The 20,411-nt window shown below is 49.1% G+C and carries 14 protein-coding genes; all 14 read right to left on the reverse strand.

Annotated elements, in window-relative coordinates; genetic code table 11:
• Positions 1 to 3: 3 nt before the first annotated feature.
• The 14 genes from NT140_00410 to NT140_00475 all read right to left on the reverse strand — a co-directional run bounded on the left by NT140_00410 (position 4) and on the right by NT140_00475 (position 20,402).
• A complete protein-coding gene (locus NT140_00410) occupies positions 4 to 804 on the reverse strand; it encodes a biotin--[acetyl-CoA-carboxylase] ligase (GenBank protein ID MCX5830353.1) in 801 nt (266 codons plus the stop codon).
• Entirely contained in the window at positions 805 to 1,656 is an 852-nt protein-coding gene (gene nadC / locus NT140_00415; GenBank protein ID MCX5830354.1) for a carboxylating nicotinate-nucleotide diphosphorylase, read from the reverse strand.
• Between the two features lie 31 nt (positions 1,657 to 1,687).
• Positions 1,688 to 4,357 (reverse strand): valine--tRNA ligase, encoded by a 2,670-nt coding sequence (locus tag NT140_00420; protein ID MCX5830355.1) that lies wholly within the window; start codon positions 4,355 to 4,357, stop codon positions 1,688 to 1,690.
• A 76-nt stretch (positions 4,358 to 4,433) separates the two neighbouring features.
• Complete coding sequence (locus NT140_00425; protein ID MCX5830356.1) at positions 4,434 to 5,594, reverse strand: hypothetical protein; 1,161 nt, start codon at positions 5,592 to 5,594, stop codon at positions 4,434 to 4,436.
• Between the two features lie 86 nt (positions 5,595 to 5,680).
• Entirely contained in the window at positions 5,681 to 6,664 is a 984-nt protein-coding gene (gene miaA / locus NT140_00430) for a tRNA (adenosine(37)-N6)-dimethylallyltransferase MiaA (protein MCX5830357.1), read from the reverse strand.
• Positions 6,661 to 8,460, reverse strand: coding sequence for a DNA mismatch repair endonuclease MutL (gene mutL / locus NT140_00435; GenBank protein ID MCX5830358.1), 1,800 nt, complete (start codon positions 8,458 to 8,460; stop codon positions 6,661 to 6,663). Before mutL ends, miaA begins: the two co-directional genes overlap by 4 nt.
• A 140-nt stretch (positions 8,461 to 8,600) precedes the next feature.
• Positions 8,601 to 9,518 carry a hypothetical protein gene (locus tag NT140_00440; GenBank protein MCX5830359.1) on the reverse strand — a complete coding sequence of 306 codons (918 nt, stop codon included), beginning with the start codon at positions 9,516 to 9,518 and terminating at the stop codon, positions 8,601 to 8,603.
• Positions 9,519 to 9,549: 31 nt separating this feature from the next.
• Positions 9,550 to 12,297, reverse strand: a complete 2,748-nt coding sequence (locus tag NT140_00445) for a DUF799 family lipoprotein (GenBank protein ID MCX5830360.1) — start codon at positions 12,295 to 12,297, stop codon at positions 9,550 to 9,552.
• Between the two features lie 22 nt (positions 12,298 to 12,319).
• Positions 12,320 to 13,117, reverse strand: coding sequence for an MBL fold metallo-hydrolase (locus NT140_00450; protein MCX5830361.1), 798 nt, complete (start codon positions 13,115 to 13,117; stop codon positions 12,320 to 12,322).
• Between the two features lie 46 nt (positions 13,118 to 13,163).
• Positions 13,164 to 15,419, reverse strand: a complete 2,256-nt coding sequence (locus tag NT140_00455) for a hypothetical protein (GenBank protein ID MCX5830362.1) — start codon at positions 15,417 to 15,419, stop codon at positions 13,164 to 13,166.
• A 28-nt stretch (positions 15,420 to 15,447) separates the two neighbouring features.
• Positions 15,448 to 17,433 carry a tetratricopeptide repeat protein gene (locus NT140_00460; GenBank protein ID MCX5830363.1) on the reverse strand — a complete coding sequence of 662 codons (1,986 nt, stop codon included), beginning with the start codon at positions 17,431 to 17,433 and terminating at the stop codon, positions 15,448 to 15,450.
• A gap of 43 nt (positions 17,434 to 17,476) precedes the next feature.
• The gene (locus NT140_00465; protein MCX5830364.1) at positions 17,477 to 18,607 is read right to left on the reverse strand and encodes a flagellar assembly protein T N-terminal domain-containing protein; all 1,131 of its coding nucleotides are present in this window, start codon (positions 18,605 to 18,607) and stop codon (positions 17,477 to 17,479) included.
• Between the two features lie 168 nt (positions 18,608 to 18,775).
• Entirely contained in the window at positions 18,776 to 19,702 is a 927-nt protein-coding gene (locus tag NT140_00470) for a M23 family metallopeptidase (protein MCX5830365.1), read from the reverse strand.
• A 46-nt stretch (positions 19,703 to 19,748) separates the two neighbouring features.
• Positions 19,749 to 20,402, reverse strand: a complete 654-nt coding sequence (locus tag NT140_00475; GenBank protein MCX5830366.1) for a protein-L-isoaspartate(D-aspartate) O-methyltransferase — start codon at positions 20,400 to 20,402, stop codon at positions 19,749 to 19,751.
• Positions 20,403 to 20,411: the final 9 nt, after the last annotated feature.

Genomic DNA, 20,411 nt, shown 5'->3' on the forward strand with positions numbered 1-20,411 from the left:
TGGCTATCCTCTATACCCTTCAATTAACTTGACATCGCCTGCGATGACGCGGCGTTGCTCACCATTTCCATCCCTGATAATGAGCGCTCCCGCGTCGTCCATACCCGTGACCATCCCCTGATAAACTTCCTCTCCGAAGGTTACCCCGACGCATCTTTCCATTAGTTGCGAAGATGACAACCACAATTCCCGGATGGGTTTGATTCCTTCCTTGAGGAATAACTGATATAAATCAGCCATAATTTCAAATAACTTAACTGTCAACCCGACACGATCAATCGTCTTCCCCATCTCTATTCGAAGCGATGTGGCAATCTCTTCGAGAGGCGGCGGGAAATCATTTTTTTGCATGTTGATATTGATGCCGATCCCGACAATGACGAATTCAACCTTATGACCTGCCGTTTTCATTTCCGTCAGAATGCCGCTGACTTTCTTATCATTGATCAGCACATCATTCGGCCACTTGAGCCGCACCCGTTGAGGGCAATAGCCGTTTAGGAGTTCGGCGACGGCCACTCCGGCCATGACAGTGAGGGGAGAGGATAAAGCCGCCGCCAAGGCAGGCCTAAGGATCAAGGATGTATAGAGGTTGACAGCCGGCGGAGACTGCCACACTCTCTGCATACGTCCCCGACCACAGGTCTGATGGTCGGCAATAATGACCGTTCCTTCCGGCGCCCCCTCCCCCGCCAACTTGAAGGCCAGTAAATTAGTTGAGTCCGCACTGGGGGAAAAATAAAGCGGCGAGCCAATCGCTTTTCCCGACAGAGCGGCGTTCAGGTTTTCCGCATTAAAGTCCATCTAATGTATCTCATCGCGGCATTCCACCCGCAGAGATATGTCCGCTGCCATCACGGAATGGGTAAGCGCCCCGGATGATATGTAATTTACCCCCGTTCCGGCTATCTCTTTCACATTAGCCAGCGTCACGTTGCCAGATGCCTCCAAAGGGATCCGACCCGCAACAATTGTTACCGCTTTTTTCATATCGGCAATGCTCATATTGTCAAACATGATCACATCGGCGCCAGCGCTAAGTGCTTCTTCCACCTGTGGGAGATTTTCCACTTCCACCTCGATCTTGACGGTTATGGGCACCCGGCGACGCACATTGGCTACCGCCGCGGCAATGCTGCCGGCGGCGGCAATATGATTTTCCTTGATCAAGGCGCCGTCAAAAAGACCGAAACGATGGCTGTAACCGCCGGCAACGCGGACAGCATAGGTATCCAGGATTCTTAATCCCGGCGCAGTTTTTCTGGTATGAATGATTTTCACGCCACTGTCTTTCACGGCCTCTACCAAGCGACGCGTGTGGGTGGCAATGCCGCACATCCTTTGCAGAAAGTTCAGCGCCGTCCGTTCGGCCATTAATATGCTCCCCAGCCGACCCTGAATTACGGCAATGACATCACCTTGCTGCACTTTATCACCGTCTGCAACCGAGGCGGTAAATAGGAGGTCCGGATCAAGAAACAGAAATGACTCCCGGAAGACATTAATGCCGGCAACAATCGTCTCGGATTTCGCCACCGCTTTTGCGAATCCTGTTTCGTTACCCTTCAGGGCGCCGCCTGTAGTTACATCCCCGGAACCGATGTCTTCGGCAAGGGCCATCGCGATCAATTTATGCACCGCTGGTTTATATGCCATCAGGTCATCATTCATCATTGCTTCCAATGTCTTAGATAATTGCAGCCGCGGCAGATTGGGCGATGTCCTGAAATTTCTTTAAAGCCGCCTCCAGGACATTATGTTTCCCCATCAAATCGCGATACTTTTCTTCCTCTTTACTTACAATTGCTTCGGCCGCTTTGGCGCGGAAATCGCTGTTGCTGAGCTTCTTAGAAACAAATGACAGGTCTTTGGCTACCTTGGCAATTTCCTTTTCCAACCTGAACTTTTCGGCGGGAATATCAATGAGCCCTTCGAGGAGAACATATATCATCATGTCCGCCGCGACGGCAGTGGCCGCCTCTTTCGCTTCCACTGCCGCGGTAACAATGGTCAGCTCTACCAGATTGGCTAAATGGTAAATATAGTCTTCCGCGCTTAAAATAACAGACCGGGATTTGTCGTCTGAGGCATGGATAATTACCTTGAGCTTTTTAGAGGGGGCAATCCCCATTTCTCCACGAATGTTACGGATGGCGGTAATTATCTCCACAATATTGCGTACTTCCTGCTCGGCAGCGTCATCCCGAGCGGTGTCATTGGGGACGGGAAATTCACTGACCATGAGGTAACCGTCATTGCTGATCAAATGCTGCCATATTTCCTCGCTCACAAAAGGCATGAAGGGGTGCAGGAGTTTGAGCGATGCCTCCAATACCTGAAGTAACGTGCTCTGAACCGCCCTTCTCGATCCGGCCTGGCTCTTGCCATAAAGAACCGGTTTTACTAATTCCACGTACCAGTCACATAATTCATGCCAGATGAACTGATAAATGGCTGCGGCCGCCTCATTAAACCGATACTCATCCAAAGCCTTGATTACTTCCACGACAGTTACGTTCAAACGGGATTTGATCCAGCGGTCAGCGAGCGATAATTCCCCGGTGTTGACTGGCGATGCGGAGTCATAATCTTCGATATTCATCTGAACGAACTTGGCCATGTTCCAGATCTTGTTTACGAAAAATTTGTAACCCTCTATTCTCTCCTCGGACATGCGCACATCCCGGCCCTGAGCAGTAAAAGCGGCCAGGGTAAACCGGAAGGCGTCGGCGCCGAACTTGTCCACCATTTTTAGGGGATCTATGCTGTTGCCCTTGGACTTGCTCATCTTTTCGCCTTTTTCGTCGCGAACGAGGGCATGGAGATAAACATCGCGGAAAGGGACTTCCTTCATAATGTAAAGCCCCATCATCATCATCCGGGCAACCCAGAAAAAGAGGATATCAAAGCCCGTGATCAACAGGGAAGTTGGATAGAAGGTTTTCAAGGCGGGCGTTTCGTCCGGCCAGCCCAGCGTGGAAAATGGCCAAAGGGCGGAACTGAACCAGGTATCGAGGACATCTTCATCCTGCTTTAAGTTCGTTTTGCCACAATCCGGGCAGGCAAGCGGTTCAGCGGCGGCGACAATAATCCTGCCGCATTCGCAATACCAGACGGGGATGCGATGGCCCCACCAGATCTGCCGGGAAATGCACCAGTCACGGATATTATTCATCCATTCATAATAGGTGCTTTCCCACATTGAAGGGATTATTCTTGTTTTCCCCTTGGTGACCGCGTTACTGGCTGCCTTGGCCAACGGCTTGACCTTGACGAACCACTGGCGGGAAACGGTTGGCTCAATATCCGTATGACAGCGATAGCAGCGCCCGATATTATGGTTGTAGGGCTCTTTGTGATCCAGATAACCGCCGCTTTCCAAATCCTTGATAATATTTTTTCGGGCCTCGTAACGGTCCATCCCTTCATAAATGCCGCCCTCGGCGTTGATAACGGCGTCTCCATTCATGATTTTCAGAATGGGCAGTTGATGCCGTTCGGCCATAGAGAAATCATTGGGGTCGCAGGCCGGCGTAATTTTCACGGCGCCGGTGCCGAATTCCAGGGAAACATAGTCATCGGCAATGACGGGTATTTCTCGATTAACAAGCGGCAACATGACTGTTTTGCCAATCTTGCCCTGGTGCCTTTTGTCATGGGGGTTAACGGCGACGGCCGTATCGCCAAGCATGGTCTCCGGACGCGTTGTTGCCACCACGATCTCGCCCCGGCCCTGGGTAAGAGGATACCGAATATACCAAAGTGACGACGGCTCCTCCGTATACTCCACCTCCAGATCAGAAATGGCCGTATGACAGCGGGGACACCAGTTAACAATATAATCACCTTGGTAGATCAAACCGTCATTATATAAACGCACAAAGGCTTCCCGGACCGCCCTGGACAGACCTTCATCCATCGTAAAGCGTTCCCTGGACCAGTCGCAGGAACAACCAAGTCTTTTCAACTGATTGATGATAGTCCCGCCTGATTTGGCTTTCCATTCCCAAACCCGGGCCAGAAACTTTTCCCTGCCCAGATCATGCCGGGATATGCCTTCGGCCGCCAGTTGCTGCTCCACGACATTCTGGGTGGCGATACCCGCGTGATCCATACCGGGCATCCAAAGCGTGTTGTAACCCTGCATGCGCCGGTATCTGATCATAATGTCCTGGAGGACATTATTCAAGGCATGGCCCATGTGCAGAATTCCTGTAACGTTAGGAGGCGGGATGACAATGCAATAGGGTTTATTGGGACTGCTGTCCGCGGCATGAAACAAATTGCCGCTGACCCAGCTCTGATAATAACTGTCCTCAGAACCATGCGGTTCAAAAGATTTACTCAATAATTTCATATATTCAGATATTCAGATGGGGAGGGGGCTGATTTGAAATCAGCCCCCTCCCCATCTGTCCCCTCGGCAAAAAAGATCAGAATTTCAGTTCTTCCTGGATTTTTCTGATATAAAGCAACGCATCTACGCCAGGCACGTCACCTAAGGGCGCAAATTCCCCGGACGTAAAATCTTTTACCCCCATGATCTGCCTTGTGGTAACAACCATAACGGCGTTGAAATAAGGAAGATCGGAGCGCAAATCCGGGAAAGGCGAGGTCTGGCCGATAAATTTTGTCGCCAAAGTATTATCGCCCGTCACCTTGATGAGAATGTCTTCCAGCATCATGGCATAAGTAGCACGATCAATATTCTCTCCTGGATGGAATAAACCATCAGAGTAAGTCTCCAGCCCACGTACGCCAACTCCCAGAATTCCTTCTATATCTACCTTTAAGGGATGATCGGCAATATCTTTGGGCATTGCTGCCGCTGCGGGGGCATTCTTCGCCTTCTCGGGATCCTTGAAAGAGGTATCGAACGTTTTAATACTGCGCTTCTTGTATAAAACGTCAATTTTAAGCTCTTCCATAAACAAGGCAGCCACATCGGCCCGGGTAATGCGCTGCAGGAGGGCAATCTTTTTACCGGCTGCTGTTCCGGGCATGGCCCGCAGGATCTTCTGGATCAGATTCCATGAGATATCGGCGTCCTTTACATATTCCTTCTTCAGATCAATAACTTTCCGGAACATCTGACCGGCCTGTTCAAAGTCCTGTACCGATATGTAGGCAATACCCATATAGTAATAAGCGGCTGAAGACTGCTTGTCAATCTTGACAGCACGTTCGAATTCATCGCGGGCGTCATCCAACCATTTACCGCTCATACCCTTGTAAAAAAGTCTTATCCGCGCGATGTGTACAAATAATTTTTCCTCTTTGGTGTTGGCATTGCTCCAGGCCTTTTTAATCGCCTCGGCGGCTGCGTCATGATCACCCGTGTAGGCCTTGACCAAGGCAATCCCGGCATGGGCTTGAGAAAACTCGGGGGCTATCTGGATGGCCAGAGTGAACTCCCGCTCTGCCTCTATATATTTGTCCTCTTCGAGTAAACGCAGGCCGGCAACACTATGGTGTTCCGGTGTGTCCATCGCGCTGACAGGCTTTCGTAATTCCGGCGCACAAGCAAGCATTGCCATCGTCAAACAAATTAACACAACCGATAATACCGATTTTCTGATCTTGAACCGTTTCATATTGAGCTCCTTTCGTCCCGACTAATAATCCCTTGTTTCACCTCAATAGTAACAACAATCTGGCTATGATTATCTTTATGCCCTATTTAAGTCAAGATATTTCGGGTATCCGCTCCGGTCATAAATTCCTCCACCAGTTTTGACAACGATGTGAAATCATCATAACTGAACCAGTTGATCTCAGGGTCCGCCTTGAACCAGGTTTCCTGACGTTTGGCGTATTGCCTGGTATCGCGCTTCATTGCGGCGACGGCCTCTTCCAGACTGTAATCCCCATGCAGGTAACCTGTTAGATGACGATAACCTAGGGAATGCATGGATTTAAGATCCTCGTGATAGCCCTGTGCAAGCAACCATTTAACCTCCTCAACGAAACCGCGGTCAATCATGTCCTCCGCCCGACGCTCTATGCGCCTGTAAAGCTGTGACCGCTCCATCTTCAGCCCTATCTTGAGATAATGATATGGACGCTCGGAAAAATGGTGCTCTCTTTGCTTGACGACAATAGATTTCCCGCTTTGGTGCCAGACTTCGATGGCGCGCATAATGCGGTTGGTATCGTGCGGATCAATCAAATTTGCGGCCAGGGCATCTTTTTCTTTCAGGATAGCATAGAGACTATCCCTGCCGGAGACTTTGAGTTGCATTCGCAAGTAGTCTCTCAAATCCTTATCAGCTCCTGCATCCGCAACCAGGCCACCCAGCAGAGCCCGTATATAAAGACCGGTGCCGCCCACGACAATAAAAAGTTTTTGATTATTTCCTGGCACCGCGATGATCTGACGGGCCAAATTAATATATAAAGAAACATTAAACACCCCGTCCGGATCCACGACATCAATCAGATGGTGGGGAGTATTCTCCCGCTCCGTTTTGCCAGGTTTGGCCGTACCGATATCCATGTAACGGTAAACTTGCATGGAATCGGCGCTGATAATTTCCGCCCCCCAAGTATGGGCGAGCTTTAAAGCTAACTGAGTTTTACCAACGCCGGTAGCGCCGACAAGAATCAGCAAACGAGGGGAATGGGGAATAAACACGGGATAATCACCCTTAATAACTATCCTCAACGTCTCTTAAACATTTTTTCGATGTCCCACAGGGTGTAAGTAAGAAAGACAGGACGTCCGTGGGGGCAGGAAGCGATGTTTGGTATCGCGTCAAGATTCTTGACCAGAGCGGCAACTTCCAACGGCGAAAGTTTGTGATTGGCCTTGATGGCGCCCTTACAGGCTAAAAGAGCATATATTTTTTCTCTTTTTTCATCCAATGACGCGCCTTCCCTTTCGATGAATTCAGCCAGCAAATCGCTTATCATCGCCTGGGGCGGCAAAGTCGCAAAGAGCGACGGCAGAGACTTGACCACTACCGTATTCAGGCCAAAGGGTTCTACTTCAAAGCCACAATCCTGAAGAAGCGGCAGACAATCCATCAACAAAGCATAATCGCGGGGCGGCAAGGTGATTACCTCCGGCAGGAGCAACCGCTGACTCGAAATATGGCTATGGGGAGAAGTCTTATTCTTTAAATTTTCGAATAACAGCCTTTCATGGGCGGCATGTTGATCCACCATAACCAGTCTCTCGGCATCAGCAAAAATAAGATACGTCTCCATAACCTGACCTATATACTTATAATCACTAAGAACCATGTCCGGAATGGTTACAGCAGCCTCTTCCGCCTGTACCGTATGATAATTTTTTGCCGGATAAGATTCTCGCGCCTGCCAGGCAGCAGCGGCGTTTGCCGGGGGAGCTGCGGAGGAAATGCTGTACCTTTTCAGCGCTTCCTCCACGCGGGAATGGTACTGGGAAAGCGGGACCGTGTGCGGCGCACGGGGCAAATACTCCCCTGCCGGCCCTGCCGTTTGCGCAGGAACGCCGCTCAGCGCACCGGCCAAACACTCCACGATTGTCTCGTAAACCGCACGGGGATTACGAAAACGAACCTCCATCTTGGCCGGATGGACATTTACATCAACTTCATGCGGCGGTAGCTCAAGCAAAAGGACGGCGGCCGGGTATCTTTTAGCGGGAATCAGATTCCGGTAGGCTGTCATCACCGCGTGATTGATCAGGTGATCGCGGATAAAGCGTTTATTGACGAAGGGGTAGATATGTTTGGAATTAGAGCGGGTGAGCGACGGCTGAGAGGCAAAACCCTGCAGAGTAAGCCCTTCTCTCTTTCCCGAAATAAAGATCATCTGATCGAGAAAATCGGTACCGAGAACAAGCGCCAACCGTTGGTCGGCTGCATCCGTGGCCGGTATATTCAGTATCAATCGCCCATTGGCCGTAACTTTCAGACTCAAAGCAGGATGAGAAAGAGCCAATCTGCTGACCACATCCAGGCAGTGACCCTGTTCCGTCTGTTCGGACTTGAGAAATTTACGACGCACCGGCACGGGTCCAAAGATATTGGTAACTAATATCGAGGTCCCCACCGGACAGCCGGCCTCGCTGATTTCTTTGATGCTGCCAGCTTCCGCGGCTACTCTCACCCCAGCCAGGGCGCCCTGCTGCTTCGTCACCATCTCGACATGGGCTATAGAGGCAATACTGGGCAGGGCCTCCCCCCGAAATCCGAAGGAATGAACCTTATAGATATCGTCGAAATGATATATTTTGCTGGTGGCAAAACGGGAAAAAGCCAATACCGCATCCTCAGGATCAATGCCTGCGCCGTTATCGGTTACCCGGACTGATTCGCAGCCACCCTGGCGGAGCTCTATGGCAATGTCGGTCGCCCCCGCATCCAGGGCGTTTTCCAACAACTCCTTGACGATGGAAGCGGGCCGTTCAATTACCTCCCCGGCGGCAATTTTGTTTGTTAAATCATCTGGTAAAATAAGAATACGGCCGGGCAAAATCGCTCCTCCTCCCGGAAGATGATGCAAAAAAATGACAGGCAAAAAGCAAACGCCATCGGGAGATAGATATGAAAGACCGCAGCACCTTGACAGGTATCTGCGGTCCTCATTTGCTTAACCAACTGAACAAATAAATATCAGTCCAAAACGATCATGACACGGCATTTCTTCATAAAGGACAGGTTATCAGCGGCTGATCTGAGCGCGGCAGCATCAGCATTACTGATTATGATGTCGGATTTCCCCGCTCCTTGCGCCCTGATAGCCTTGACCGTAAGAGGATTGTTGGTTACGCGCTGATTACCCTGCGCCGACGTCAAATCACGGGCATATCCGCTCATGCCCTGCTGGACGGCAAATTCCCGCTCCACTATCACGGAACCGTAAACTTCCTGACCATTTTCATCAAGAATCTTCGGCGACATCGCCGGTCGCGTCTGCATACCACGCGCATCTACCACCATGCCCGTGTAAACCGCCCCGGAAGATGGCTTTCTTGGCTCGGAAGTGTAGGAACGGCCTTGCGGTGCAGTTTGAACGGGAGGCGCAGGAGGTGTTACCTGCGGCTGCGCAATTGGTTTTTTCTCCAATGCTTTCGGCATGATGGCCGAAGAAAAGTCACCTAAAAGGGGCATGCGCACCGTGACCTCAACTGAGCCATCGGACATATAGTCCTGTTTTACCACCACCGCCCCTTTTACGATACCTTCAACCTGGCTGTTGATGACATCGCTCTCGACGACAAAATCCTTCACTAAAGTTGTCGAGTCAATTCTTACCCCCTTGGTAGTTTCAAGCAGATTCCTTTTTGCCACAAGTTCAGCGGCCCGCAAGGCCATGGGGCGGGCCTGAATCTTGCCGATAAACCGCTCCGGAGGAGCTCCAATGCCCACTGCTTCGATATATCCGGCTGACCAATTGATACTCCCGGTGCCAACTTTTTCGATGATCTGTTTCCAATCCGACATACTGACAGTATCTTCACAAAAAACCGTATTTGTTGATAAGATCAGCAGTCCCATAACCAACAGAGCAACAACGTAACGTAACTTCATTTTCATTCCTCCCTACTTAAGTTATTGATACTTATTCTTTAAACGCCTTTTCTTCTGCCCTCTCCAACCAGGGCTTGATATTTATGCTGTCATCATTATTCTTCAATATGTAATTATCATCAGGCGGAGCGCTGCCCCACCAATTGTATCTCGCGTCTATATATATGGTAGAACGCGCCTGTATGGCAAATGTGTTTTTGAGGAAATTATTGTAATTGATAACCGGTCTGGACATACCCACACTCTGGATGGCGGCCTCACCATCGTTATTCAAAAAGGTGCTGTATGTAATTTTCGGCGCGGCGTCATGACGACAGAATACGCCGTTTTGGGAATTATTAGCGATCAGACAATAGGAAATCTCCGGCGCTCCGTAGTGAATATCAAAGGCCGTCTCGGCGTATTTGACAACACAGTAGGAAAAAGCGCTATTTACCTTGGTCTGTTTGGTGAACCGGACTGCGGAGGAGTAAGAGCCAGGCAGGAGAGATTTTGCCGAGGCAGTGAAAATAATGGGCAATTCCTTCGTGCCTTTGGCCATCACACCGCCATCCTCCACCGTGATCGCTCTCCCCTGGTCGTAAAGCAGGGTAACGCCCGGTTCGATGTAAAGGGTAGCTCCATTAATAATAACGATATCTTTGGCTATCCGGTAGGGACTGTTAGAGAGGATAAGGAAGGAATCTTTGTCAACAGGTCCGCCTAACTGGGAATCCAGAATGGGCAGCTTGATGGGTTTCCCGGCGGGCTTATCACCATCAAGAATCGCGGCGATATTAACTTTTCCCCTGATCCGCGCCAGAATGTTAATTCCGCTGACCGTTCCCCACCAGTTTTCCAGCGCCTGAACAGGCTCGCCGGACATATCGGCCTGCATATCGAGTGGGCTGTTGTCCAAAATCTTGTTTCCCGTAATAACGGCATTGCTGGCTTGCACCCGGATGCCGATTCCTTGATTACGGGCAATAACATTATCCCGTAGTAATGGAGAAGATGACTCAATAACAACACCCTCCCGCAGATTATCGCTGATCGTGTTTCCCGATAATTTTGGCTGGGCGCCGTCTCGAATCAATACGGCGTTTTGCATGTTTTTGTGGATGGAGTTACGCTGCAATTCCGGCCGGGAAAAAGCGCCCACGATCTTCAGCGCAATCAGGTTCGCCGTTAACTCGGAATCTTCTACGCGTGGTGAGGAAGCTTCGCAACTGATGGCCGTCTTGGCATTTGATATCCGCAAGTAGGCCAATTGCTGTTCTTTTTCTTTGGTGTTTATAAATAATATACCCTCCCAGACCTTTCCCTCTTCTGTGGAAGTTAAGGTTATCAGATGCTCTTTAGTTCCTCTGGCCTTGATCTGCCCCTCAATAATTAATCCGCCTCCCGAGGAGCGGACTTCCGTGCCCGGCTCAATGGTCAGTGTCGCCTTGTCTTTGACCAATATGGTTTGATCAATGATATATGGGCTGGCGCCGGAATACCAGGTGGTATCGGCCTCAATGGGACCATTTACGGCAGTAGGACCGGGTGCGATCGGCAAGCCAATAACAGGGTCAATTTTTTCGCTTTCATTTCCCGCCCAGTCAATGGCCGTCAGGAAATAGTAATATTTCTGACCATTAGTTACTTTATCATCGCGCCATTCATTTACCTCGCTTCTGCCCACTTCCTGGAAACCTGAAAGTGGAGTTAAGCTGCGGTAGAGGCGATACCCCGCCAGATCAGTTGCCGGAGATTTGTCCCAGTTCAGGAGCAACAGATTGTTTCTCCCGACTGTTTGCAGGTTATTAATCTTATCCGGAGGTGTGGTATCAAGCGTCACGGTACCGAGAGCATCTACCCATTGCGAGGCATTGCCGGCATCATCGGCAAGATATCCGACAATCATGGCGTGAGATACGTTATCGCCGGGCAGGACTTTGTATGTGCCGAGATACCAGCCCGGTTCCATTTCCTGCATGTCAATGTGCTTTTTGAATTCACCGATGTCAAAATAGGCTTGCATTTTCGGCGCGCCCTGGATGACGACGTTGATCACGTCGCCAGCTTTTTTGGGCAAGTTTTTCGTATCCTGGGTTAAAAGTGAAATTACGGGCGGGCGCAGCGCTTCCGCGATGGTCGGAACGGGTATCGTTTTAACCATATCCCGGAAGAGGTCGTCACAGGCCCGTAGCAACTGAATGTCGCGAACATTCATCGCGGTCGCAATCACGGTCGCAATAATGCCGAAAGGTGTGACAGAGAGGCCGCCCTCATGGATTCTTACAGTGTGCTGTCCGCTCCAGAGGAAATTGCCGGTTTTAGTGTCATACATCTTAATCTCTGCCCCTACGGCAACCTGTGAGTACATGACCGCAAACAGCTTGTCAAAATTAGATATCTCGCCAAATACGACCGCATCAACATTCAGTAACTTACCCAATTCCTGGGGTGAAGTTTTATATAACGCCTCAGTGTCCCCAAGGTTGGCCTTGCTTAGCAGGTTATCAACCCTTTGCAGTTCCATATCCTTAAAGGGAAGAGAACTGAAATGGTTATAAAATCCTTTTCTTACAGCCACAGCGCCTTCTTTTTTACGAGACTGATCTATAAAAGGCAGAACGGCTACCGTAACTGGTCTGTGACCCTCCATATATGGGTCAACGATAGATTTCCCCTGAAAAAGGTCTCTGATCACGGGTGTGATGACCGTAGTCTCGGTAGCAACCACACAGCTCTGTATGCTGATCATGACCAGTAAGATCCCCAACCATGAAACTTTACTTAATATCTTTGCCATAAATGGCCTCCTGCTTATCTGATTAGGCTTGAAAGACCCTGACTTTTTCCAAAGGCTTGCCATTGTCTCTCAGTACCTTGCCGTGGCCCGGATAAATAGTTTTACAAGCTATTGACCGGCGGAGCATTTCATAAGAGCTGGTCAGTTTCTTTCGATCCCAGTGAAAACGATTCAACTCACCGGGGCCGTTTTCGTCGCGGTTAATTATTAAATCACCACAGATCAACTCCTCCGAAGAAGCATTAAAAAAACATACCGAATCCTCTGTATGACCAGGCGTTTCAAGATATTCCCATTGATCAAAGCCGAGAAGAGTGCCCGGCGAAGTTGCCGCTGTCGCGAGCGGCTGCCGTTCTGATGCCGGGCCGAAATATGAAATCCGTTGCCTGTAGGGTATGTTGATAATATTTCTCAGGACGGGCAAGGGAATGCCCGCCAGTCCGGCAAACCCCAGATGGGATATCTTTTTCACCTGACCAAACCCCACAATAGCAGCTGGCAAAAGACCGCAGCACCAATTACGGATGAGGGAAAGCTTTTTTCTTCCTTCCAGATAACTTTTCACCAGTTGGTGAAATAACACCTTAGTCGTTGGCGGGCATTTTTTCAGTAGCACCGCGATCCCGCCTATGTGATCAATATGAAAGTGCGTCGCCGTAATGCATTTCACCATATCGAGGGACATACCAGGCTGATTATACAAGTAATCCTCCACGTCCTGTGCCGCGCCAATACTCCCCACGTCAACAACCATCAACCCGCCTGACTCGGAAACGACATATGTATTAGCAAAACCACAGTTGGGAATCTTATGAACCACAAAACAGCCCTCTTCACATTCATCTGCCTGAAAACTCTAAAAAAAGTTAACGTCCCGTAACGGTTAATTCCCGACTGGGATTGCTTTCGAGGCCGTCTGCATCAACCGTGGTAATCAGATAAGTCTTGGTTTTGCCTTTGGGCGGCGAGGTCTCGCTGAAGGTATTGGTCTTTTCGTCGGCTATCTTTTCGTTGCCGAAGAATTTTTTTTCATACACACTGTAATTAGCTATATCAGGCTCACGACCTCGATCCCATTTGAGAATAACCTTACCATTGCGCACATCACCGGATAGACCGGCGGGACTATTTGGTCGAGGCTTGGTAGGTATTTTTACGGTCTCCGAAAATTCGCTGATGAGGCCGTCCCGGTCTTCCGCCCGGAGTTTGTAACTATAGGACACGCCATCCTGCAACTCCTTGTCCACATAACCCGTCCGGGCAGGTATTTTAGCAACCTGCTTAAAGTCGCCTCCTTCGGAACTCAGTCGCCATAAATGGTAAGTTGAAATATCATTCTCCGGATTAGCTCCCCAGGAAAGGGGGACTTCCTTCACCTTCAGGGATTCACCCTTAAGCCCCTGCGGGCGTGAAGGCCGGGACTTTGTTGTCGCAGAAACCTCTACCGATGGACTTTCAATATCAACCTTGTTATAGCACGTTAGACGATAATAGTACTTGCTGCCATCATCAAGCCTGGTTCCGTCCTCATCAACAAATTTATTATTGTTTCTGCCCTCCAGCTTTTTTATCAGCAAAAATTGACCATCACTCTGCCTGGCGGCATATAGTTTATAGCCTTCCACATCCTCGGTGTTACTGGGAGTACAACTGATTTCGATCTTTTTAACGAGTCCGCTAACGGCACGAACATTTTGAGGTGCGGACGGCTTACCCTTCGTGATCGCTGCAACGGTAATTTTCGAAGCTGTTTCCGCTGTTGAAGATTCAAACACCGTGATGCGGTAGAAATAACGTACCGAGTCCGCCAGACCGTCTATGTCCTTGTATTGAAGTTTTTTTTCACTCGCGTTAGCAGGCTGATCAATCACTGCAATCTTCTTGAACCCATCATTTTCCATCGTAGAGCGATAAACATTGTAACCTTTGATATCAGGGCCCTCAAGCGCCGCCCAGGACAGCCTGACTTCTCTGACCAGATCGCCTTGAGCGTAAATGTTGGTTACAGGCGATACGGTAAGGCCTCTTATGGGAGACGAGTATTCGCTTTCCAAATTTTTTTCATTGTAGGCGGTTACTTTGTAATATGTTGTTTCTCCGTCGGCAAGCCCCTTATCCGTAAAATCTACCTTGAATATTCTATCGAGGGTGGTGGCCGTATCCACACCAATGCCCAGATCCTTACCCACAATATTAGCTACTTCTTTATACGGGCCTGGCTCGTTTTTGGAACGGTAAACCTTGTATCCTCGCAATTTCAACGGATCGCTGCTGCTCATGGGGCTTGGTGTCCACGTAATCTGGATACTCCGAATATGACTTTCCGCTTTCAAAATTACCGGGGAATTGGGTGTTAATACTGTTTCGGCAAAAAAAATCTCGGAGAATTCACTGCGGGCGCCTTTTTCATTATAGGCTCTGATTTTGTAGTAGTAGAGGACATTTTTTTCCAAATTCTGATCCACATATTCCGGTACCGTCACTTGGGAAACCTTGGCGTAGGGACCAGACTGGTTCGTTGCCCGGAATATCTCATAAGACACCGCCATGGCCGGCCCATCCCAGCTCATCTGTATCTGTTTGTTGCCCGGACGCACGATAATGTTGACAGGACCGGAAAAATCGGCTTGTCCATCGCTACTGTGAGCACTGATAACAGTTGAGACAAGCGCTTTACTGAGATCGCTTATTTCACTACCCAGACTGGCGTCGCCGAGCGATCTTATCTGCTTGGAAAAGATGACTTTTTTCTGTTCTATACCAATGGCACGGCAATTGATTAAGAGGATGGCACCCTTCTTTTCAACCGATCCTACCACGATCAAATTTAATCCGAGACGGGTGCCGATATTTATTACATTGTCCAATTTATCATTTTGCTGCAGGTCATTAAGAGTCATGAATGCTTCCAGGTCCTTACGGTCGAGAACGTTCAGGCTTCGCTCGGAAGTCAGCGAAGTAAGAAGCATATTTGTTACGGCGGTCCCCTGACCGGAAGCCTCCATGTTCACCGTTTGAAAATTGAAAATCGCCATCTTCACGGGCGCTGCCGTCGCCACTTCCGTCAGATAGAAAATGGCAACTATCAACAACGATATAAAAGCTGCTGCTCTTTTAACCATTTCATTCCTCCGGCGCTTTACTTTACCTCTACTTGTCCTGAATCAATTTATTGATGCTTTCCTGCGATTGTTGTGAAATTGGTGTCGTAATGCTCTTGAGCTTTTCATCGAACGCGGCATCGGTATATTTTTCCACCGCCTGTTCGTAATTGCGCCTCTTTTCATACTGTTGAGCGTCATTGAAATATTCTACTTCCAGACTCTGGAATGGCTTGAGGACACTTTGACCGACCTCGGATATCTTCGCGTTGGTCAGTTCATCAATAACCTCCAGCTCCGATGGAAGGGTCAGAGGATCGTGGGGAATATTGGCCAGGGCAACACCATCCTGATACGCATCTTCCTTTATGGCTTTACCTGATGTTGTATTAGTAAACATATTTTCACCCGTCGTTGTGTTGACGAGTTTGTACGACACCTCTATCATCGCCGTGACTTTGGCAACACCCCGTTTATAGGAGATGAATTGATAAGTCGGTTTTCTGATCGTGCGCGAGGGTGCATGGGCCAATTCTTCCCTACTTGGCTTGGGGTTAAGCATTCTCCAATCGGAGAATTCGGGGTTAGGCACATCTTCTTCATTCACGAGCACCTTGGCCTGGCCGGTGCTGGGACTGTCCGCATAGTTGGTAGAATATTGCATGACATCACCCATGATGAAGGTATCAATGCCCCGCATTTTACCCATACTTTGAGCTGTTTTAATATCCACCAGACCGGTCTGTCCAAGTTGCATTTCTCTCAAAATATTTTCCAGATTCGCTCTTTCAATGATGCGTAAATCACCACTGGCATTCTTATGCAAAAAAGCAGTCAATTTATTGGCGGCAATCTTGCCGGCGTCTTTATTATTGCCTGGCGAACCGAATTCAAAGACGGCAATGGATTTTTTTATTCTCTTGTTGATGCTATCTCGGGCATCCAACAGTTTTTGGAACAAGTTAGGGTAGCTGGGATTAAACATCTCCGCCTTTTGCAGCCAGATATAGGCATTGCCCCAAAGCTCCTTTTCCGCATACTTCTCCGATCGCTCCATCAATTTAGCGCAAAATTTACCTATGAATTCTCTGTAAACCGGATCACTCTGCATCGTCGGTGTATAGTTCCTGGCAGAGTCCAGCAGGCTCATCGCCTTAAAAAGGACACCTTGATTTGCCAGCTTGACGGCGTCGGAAAAATATATCTGGCTAACCTTAACCTTCATTGATTCTATCTTGTTGCGGAGGTCTTGGTTATCTGCTTGATATTCTGAGGCTTTTTCCAGCATCATAATTGCCCGGTCCCAATTTTGGTTGCGACCAGCATTCTCCCCCTCGGCGATATAGTACTGGATATTGTCCCGATCCTGTGCCTCTTGATAAAGCTTGGCCACGTCATAATAATTCGGGTTAATCTCAATCAGCTTTTTAAAAGTCTGGACAGCCAATTTCCAGTCTTCCTGTTTTCTTAAAGCCATTCCCTGCTGGTATAAACTTTTTGCTCCCTCCTGCTCCACCTTTGTCAGCCGGGCGCCGGTATCTTCGTAACTCGGATATATCTTGTTTATCTGCTTGAGTTTTTCAGCCGCTGCCGACCAGTCTTCCTTCTGCATATCCGCATCGGCCTGCGCATAAAGTGACTGGAGCTTGCCTTTTAAAATTGAAATTTTCCCTGCCAGGCTGGTGGCAAACGACTCAATTGTTTGATTAAGCGGATCAAGTCGGCGAGCCTTTTCCGCAGTCACGCTGATCTGCTCCAGGCTGGTTAAATTCTGATCGGATGCTGCAATCAGTGCCTGCCTGGCTTTTTCATAAACGCTTTTGGCAGCTTCCTGATTGGCTTTACTGAGGGCATCCTTGTATTCTTGATTGCCCGGGCTTTCACTCAAAGCCTTTTCAAAATAAATGGCCGCCTCTTCCCAGCGTCTCCCGCTGGCCAGTTCCTGTCCCATTTTGTAACTCTCGCTTACAACGCAACCAAAAAACATAAAAACGACAAAGACCAGCAGACTTGTTCCATATGTACTCTTTTTCATGCGTGCCTCCCTTAAATGGCAGTATTTGTGAGTAAGTAAATTGTTATCGTGGTTGCGGCAAAAAAATGGCCTTTACCATGTTCTGCGTAATGGCAGATATCTTCAATTTACGTCCCTTCATAACGAAGACGGAAAGGTCATCAGCTACTCCCTGAATATCGCCCTTAACTTCAATATCCAGCTCGACGGTCCCCTGCTGATAGCTACGTTGATACAAAACTTTAAACCCTTTCAGAACGAGTTGCAGGTGATCCTTGAAACCTACCAGATCCTGATATTCGTCCAAACCGGAAACCACTAATTTAATGGTGGTGGTGTTGGTAAGTTCAGAGGACCAGCGTTCCAACGTATCTTCCAGGATTTTCCCGGCCAATTTGCCGGCTGCCTCCTCTGCGAGGCGGCTGATGTCTCCCTTAGCGCCCGGCACTGATTTAGACTCACTGCCGGTGGTAATAACATCTCCGGTATCGCCATTGATTACCTTTACGGACACACTGACCTTATTAGTAAACATTTCAATGCCGCTGACCGTAAAGGAATTACTCACGGCCTCAACGGAGCCGAAAATTACAACTTCTGCTCCGTAAGTGCGCGCCAGATTGGACAAGGCTTTTTCGTTAGTTGCGGAAACAGCCACATTGATTTCACCGCGGCTCTTCTTGACAATTGATGAATCAACAAGTTTAAAACCCTTCACGAGGAAGAACTTGCTCATGGCGGCCTCCGCGATGGCGTCCTTCTGTCCAGCCTCGTTGAAAACAACCATCAGGCGAGGCCTTGATTTCCTGCTTATGAGGAGTTGCATAGCCTGCAGGCGGTCCTGCAATTTGCCGGCCCCCACCTCTGCTTCAACGTTAACCTCATAGTTATCGCCCTCCCTTTTTTCGGACAGGATGCGATAATTTTCAACGAATCCCTTGGATTCCGAGAGGATACGATCCATCTTGAGCTGGAAATTCTCGACCTCCGTGCTGCCGGTAACCATTACCCCCACTACCTTTTCCACTACATTGCGCAGTGCATTATCAATGGCCTTGTCTCGGGCAATATCCACAATATTGTTGTGAATTGTGGCCATGCCTACGGCACGGATCTTATTGTTTTCCTGGGCTGCCCAGGTAAGCGTCACCCAAGTAAGGCACAACAACACAATCAGGCAGACTATTTTTTTCATGTCATCAATCCATTTCTCATATTCAGTGCGTGCTTAACTGCTAACTCTACTCGATTTATAGGTCAATATACCCGGGCTGTCAAGCAACAAATTTGGCTCGAATTGATGCTACAGCCAAATCACCAATGCTATTGTATATATATCCTTATTTACCTCAAAAGCCCTAAATCAGGGGAGAAAAAATAACGGGTTACGTGCTTTATTTTTATAGCGAATCTCGAAATTAAGCAGGCCATCTCCTTTAGTTTCCGACCGCGCCACGGTGGCTATCTTATCCCCTTTTTTAATACGATCGTCGCGTTTTACCCGACGTTCGCCTAACTGAGTGTATACAGTGGCATAATCATTATCATGCTTCAGAATGATGGTTTCCCCATAATCCTTTAAATGAGCAGAGAAAATAACTGCTCCACCTGCTGCGGCGGAGACGGGAGCGCCCTCCGGCGCCGCAATTTTAATCCCGTTGTAAAACATACCGTTAGGCTGTATTCCGTATCGAGAAACGACCTTTCCGGCAACGGGCCAAATAAAAAACATTTTATCCCGTTGGATTTTATCTTGTTCCGCATCGGGAGGTAAATTTTCACCTTTGCTGCTCTCCTTTTGCAAAACCGGGGGCAGTTTCAAGGGGAAGATGGTTTTATCAGGTTGCGAGGCAATTTCGGATTTGCCGGCGGCGGGAAGTCGGGATTTGTCTCTTTCCGCAGAGTGCTTTTCGTTTAACGGCGGATCAACCCCAGGCGCTTCTCCACCGGGTGTCAAAGCAACCACATCTCCCTTCCTGCCCGGCGTCCTGGCAGTTTTCTTCTCTGCTTCCTGCACCTTCACGGCAACCAGGATGTCATCTGCAACCGCTTGGGCATCGGGAATAAAAAGAACTCGGCCGGCTTCCAAGATATCTATATGATCAATATTATTCACTTCCGCGAGTTGCTGCAAGCTGACATGATAAACTTGCGCTATCCTGTACAGGGTCTCTCCCTTTTTTACGCGATGATAAACGCCGCTGGCCTGTTTGCTTCCGGTTAACGAGCCGGCACAGGCGGTGACCAGGACAAAAGCGACGATAATCAGCAACTTGCAGATGCGTTGCATATCCGGCAACAAATGAGTCTCTTTTCGAGACGGATACAATGAGTGCTTACGCTTTCCAGCCATAGGCCCCGATAAGATCTACAAAACGACAGCCCACCAGATCTTCTTTTTTCAGATCACCAGCATTTTCGGAAAGGCGGGTAATCCTGGTCAGGGTCTGATAATGGCGATCGCCCACCGGTATTATCAGACATCCACCTAATGATAGCTGTTCCACAAGGGTATGGGGTACTGCCGGTGCGCCTGCGGTCACGATAATGGCATCAAAGGGCGATTCTTCGCGCCAACCATAAGTACCGTCGCCAACCCTGACGACTACTTGATAATAACCAAGTGATTCCAACAGCCTCCTGGCATTCACAGCCAGTTGGGCAATGCGATCAATGGAATAGACCTGCGCTCCGAGTTCCGCCAGGACGGCCGCCTGGTATCCGGAACCTGTGCCTATCTCCAACACCTTTTCGCCGCCCTTCATCTCCAGCAACTCCGTCATCAGGGCTACCATATAAGGCTGAGAAATCGTCTGACCCTCCTCAATAGGCAGCGGGCTGTCGTGGTAGGCCTGATCCCACATACACTCCGCCACAAACAGGTGACGCGGAACCTTTTCCATGGCCGCCAATACTCGTTGATCCAGGATACCCCGCGAGCGGAGCTGACTATCAACCATCCGGGTGCGATTTTTATTGAATCTTTCCATAAATGATCC

Source organism: Deltaproteobacteria bacterium (assembly GCA_026388415.1).
Lineage (GTDB): Bacteria > Desulfobacterota > Syntrophia > Syntrophales > JACQWR01 > JAPLJV01.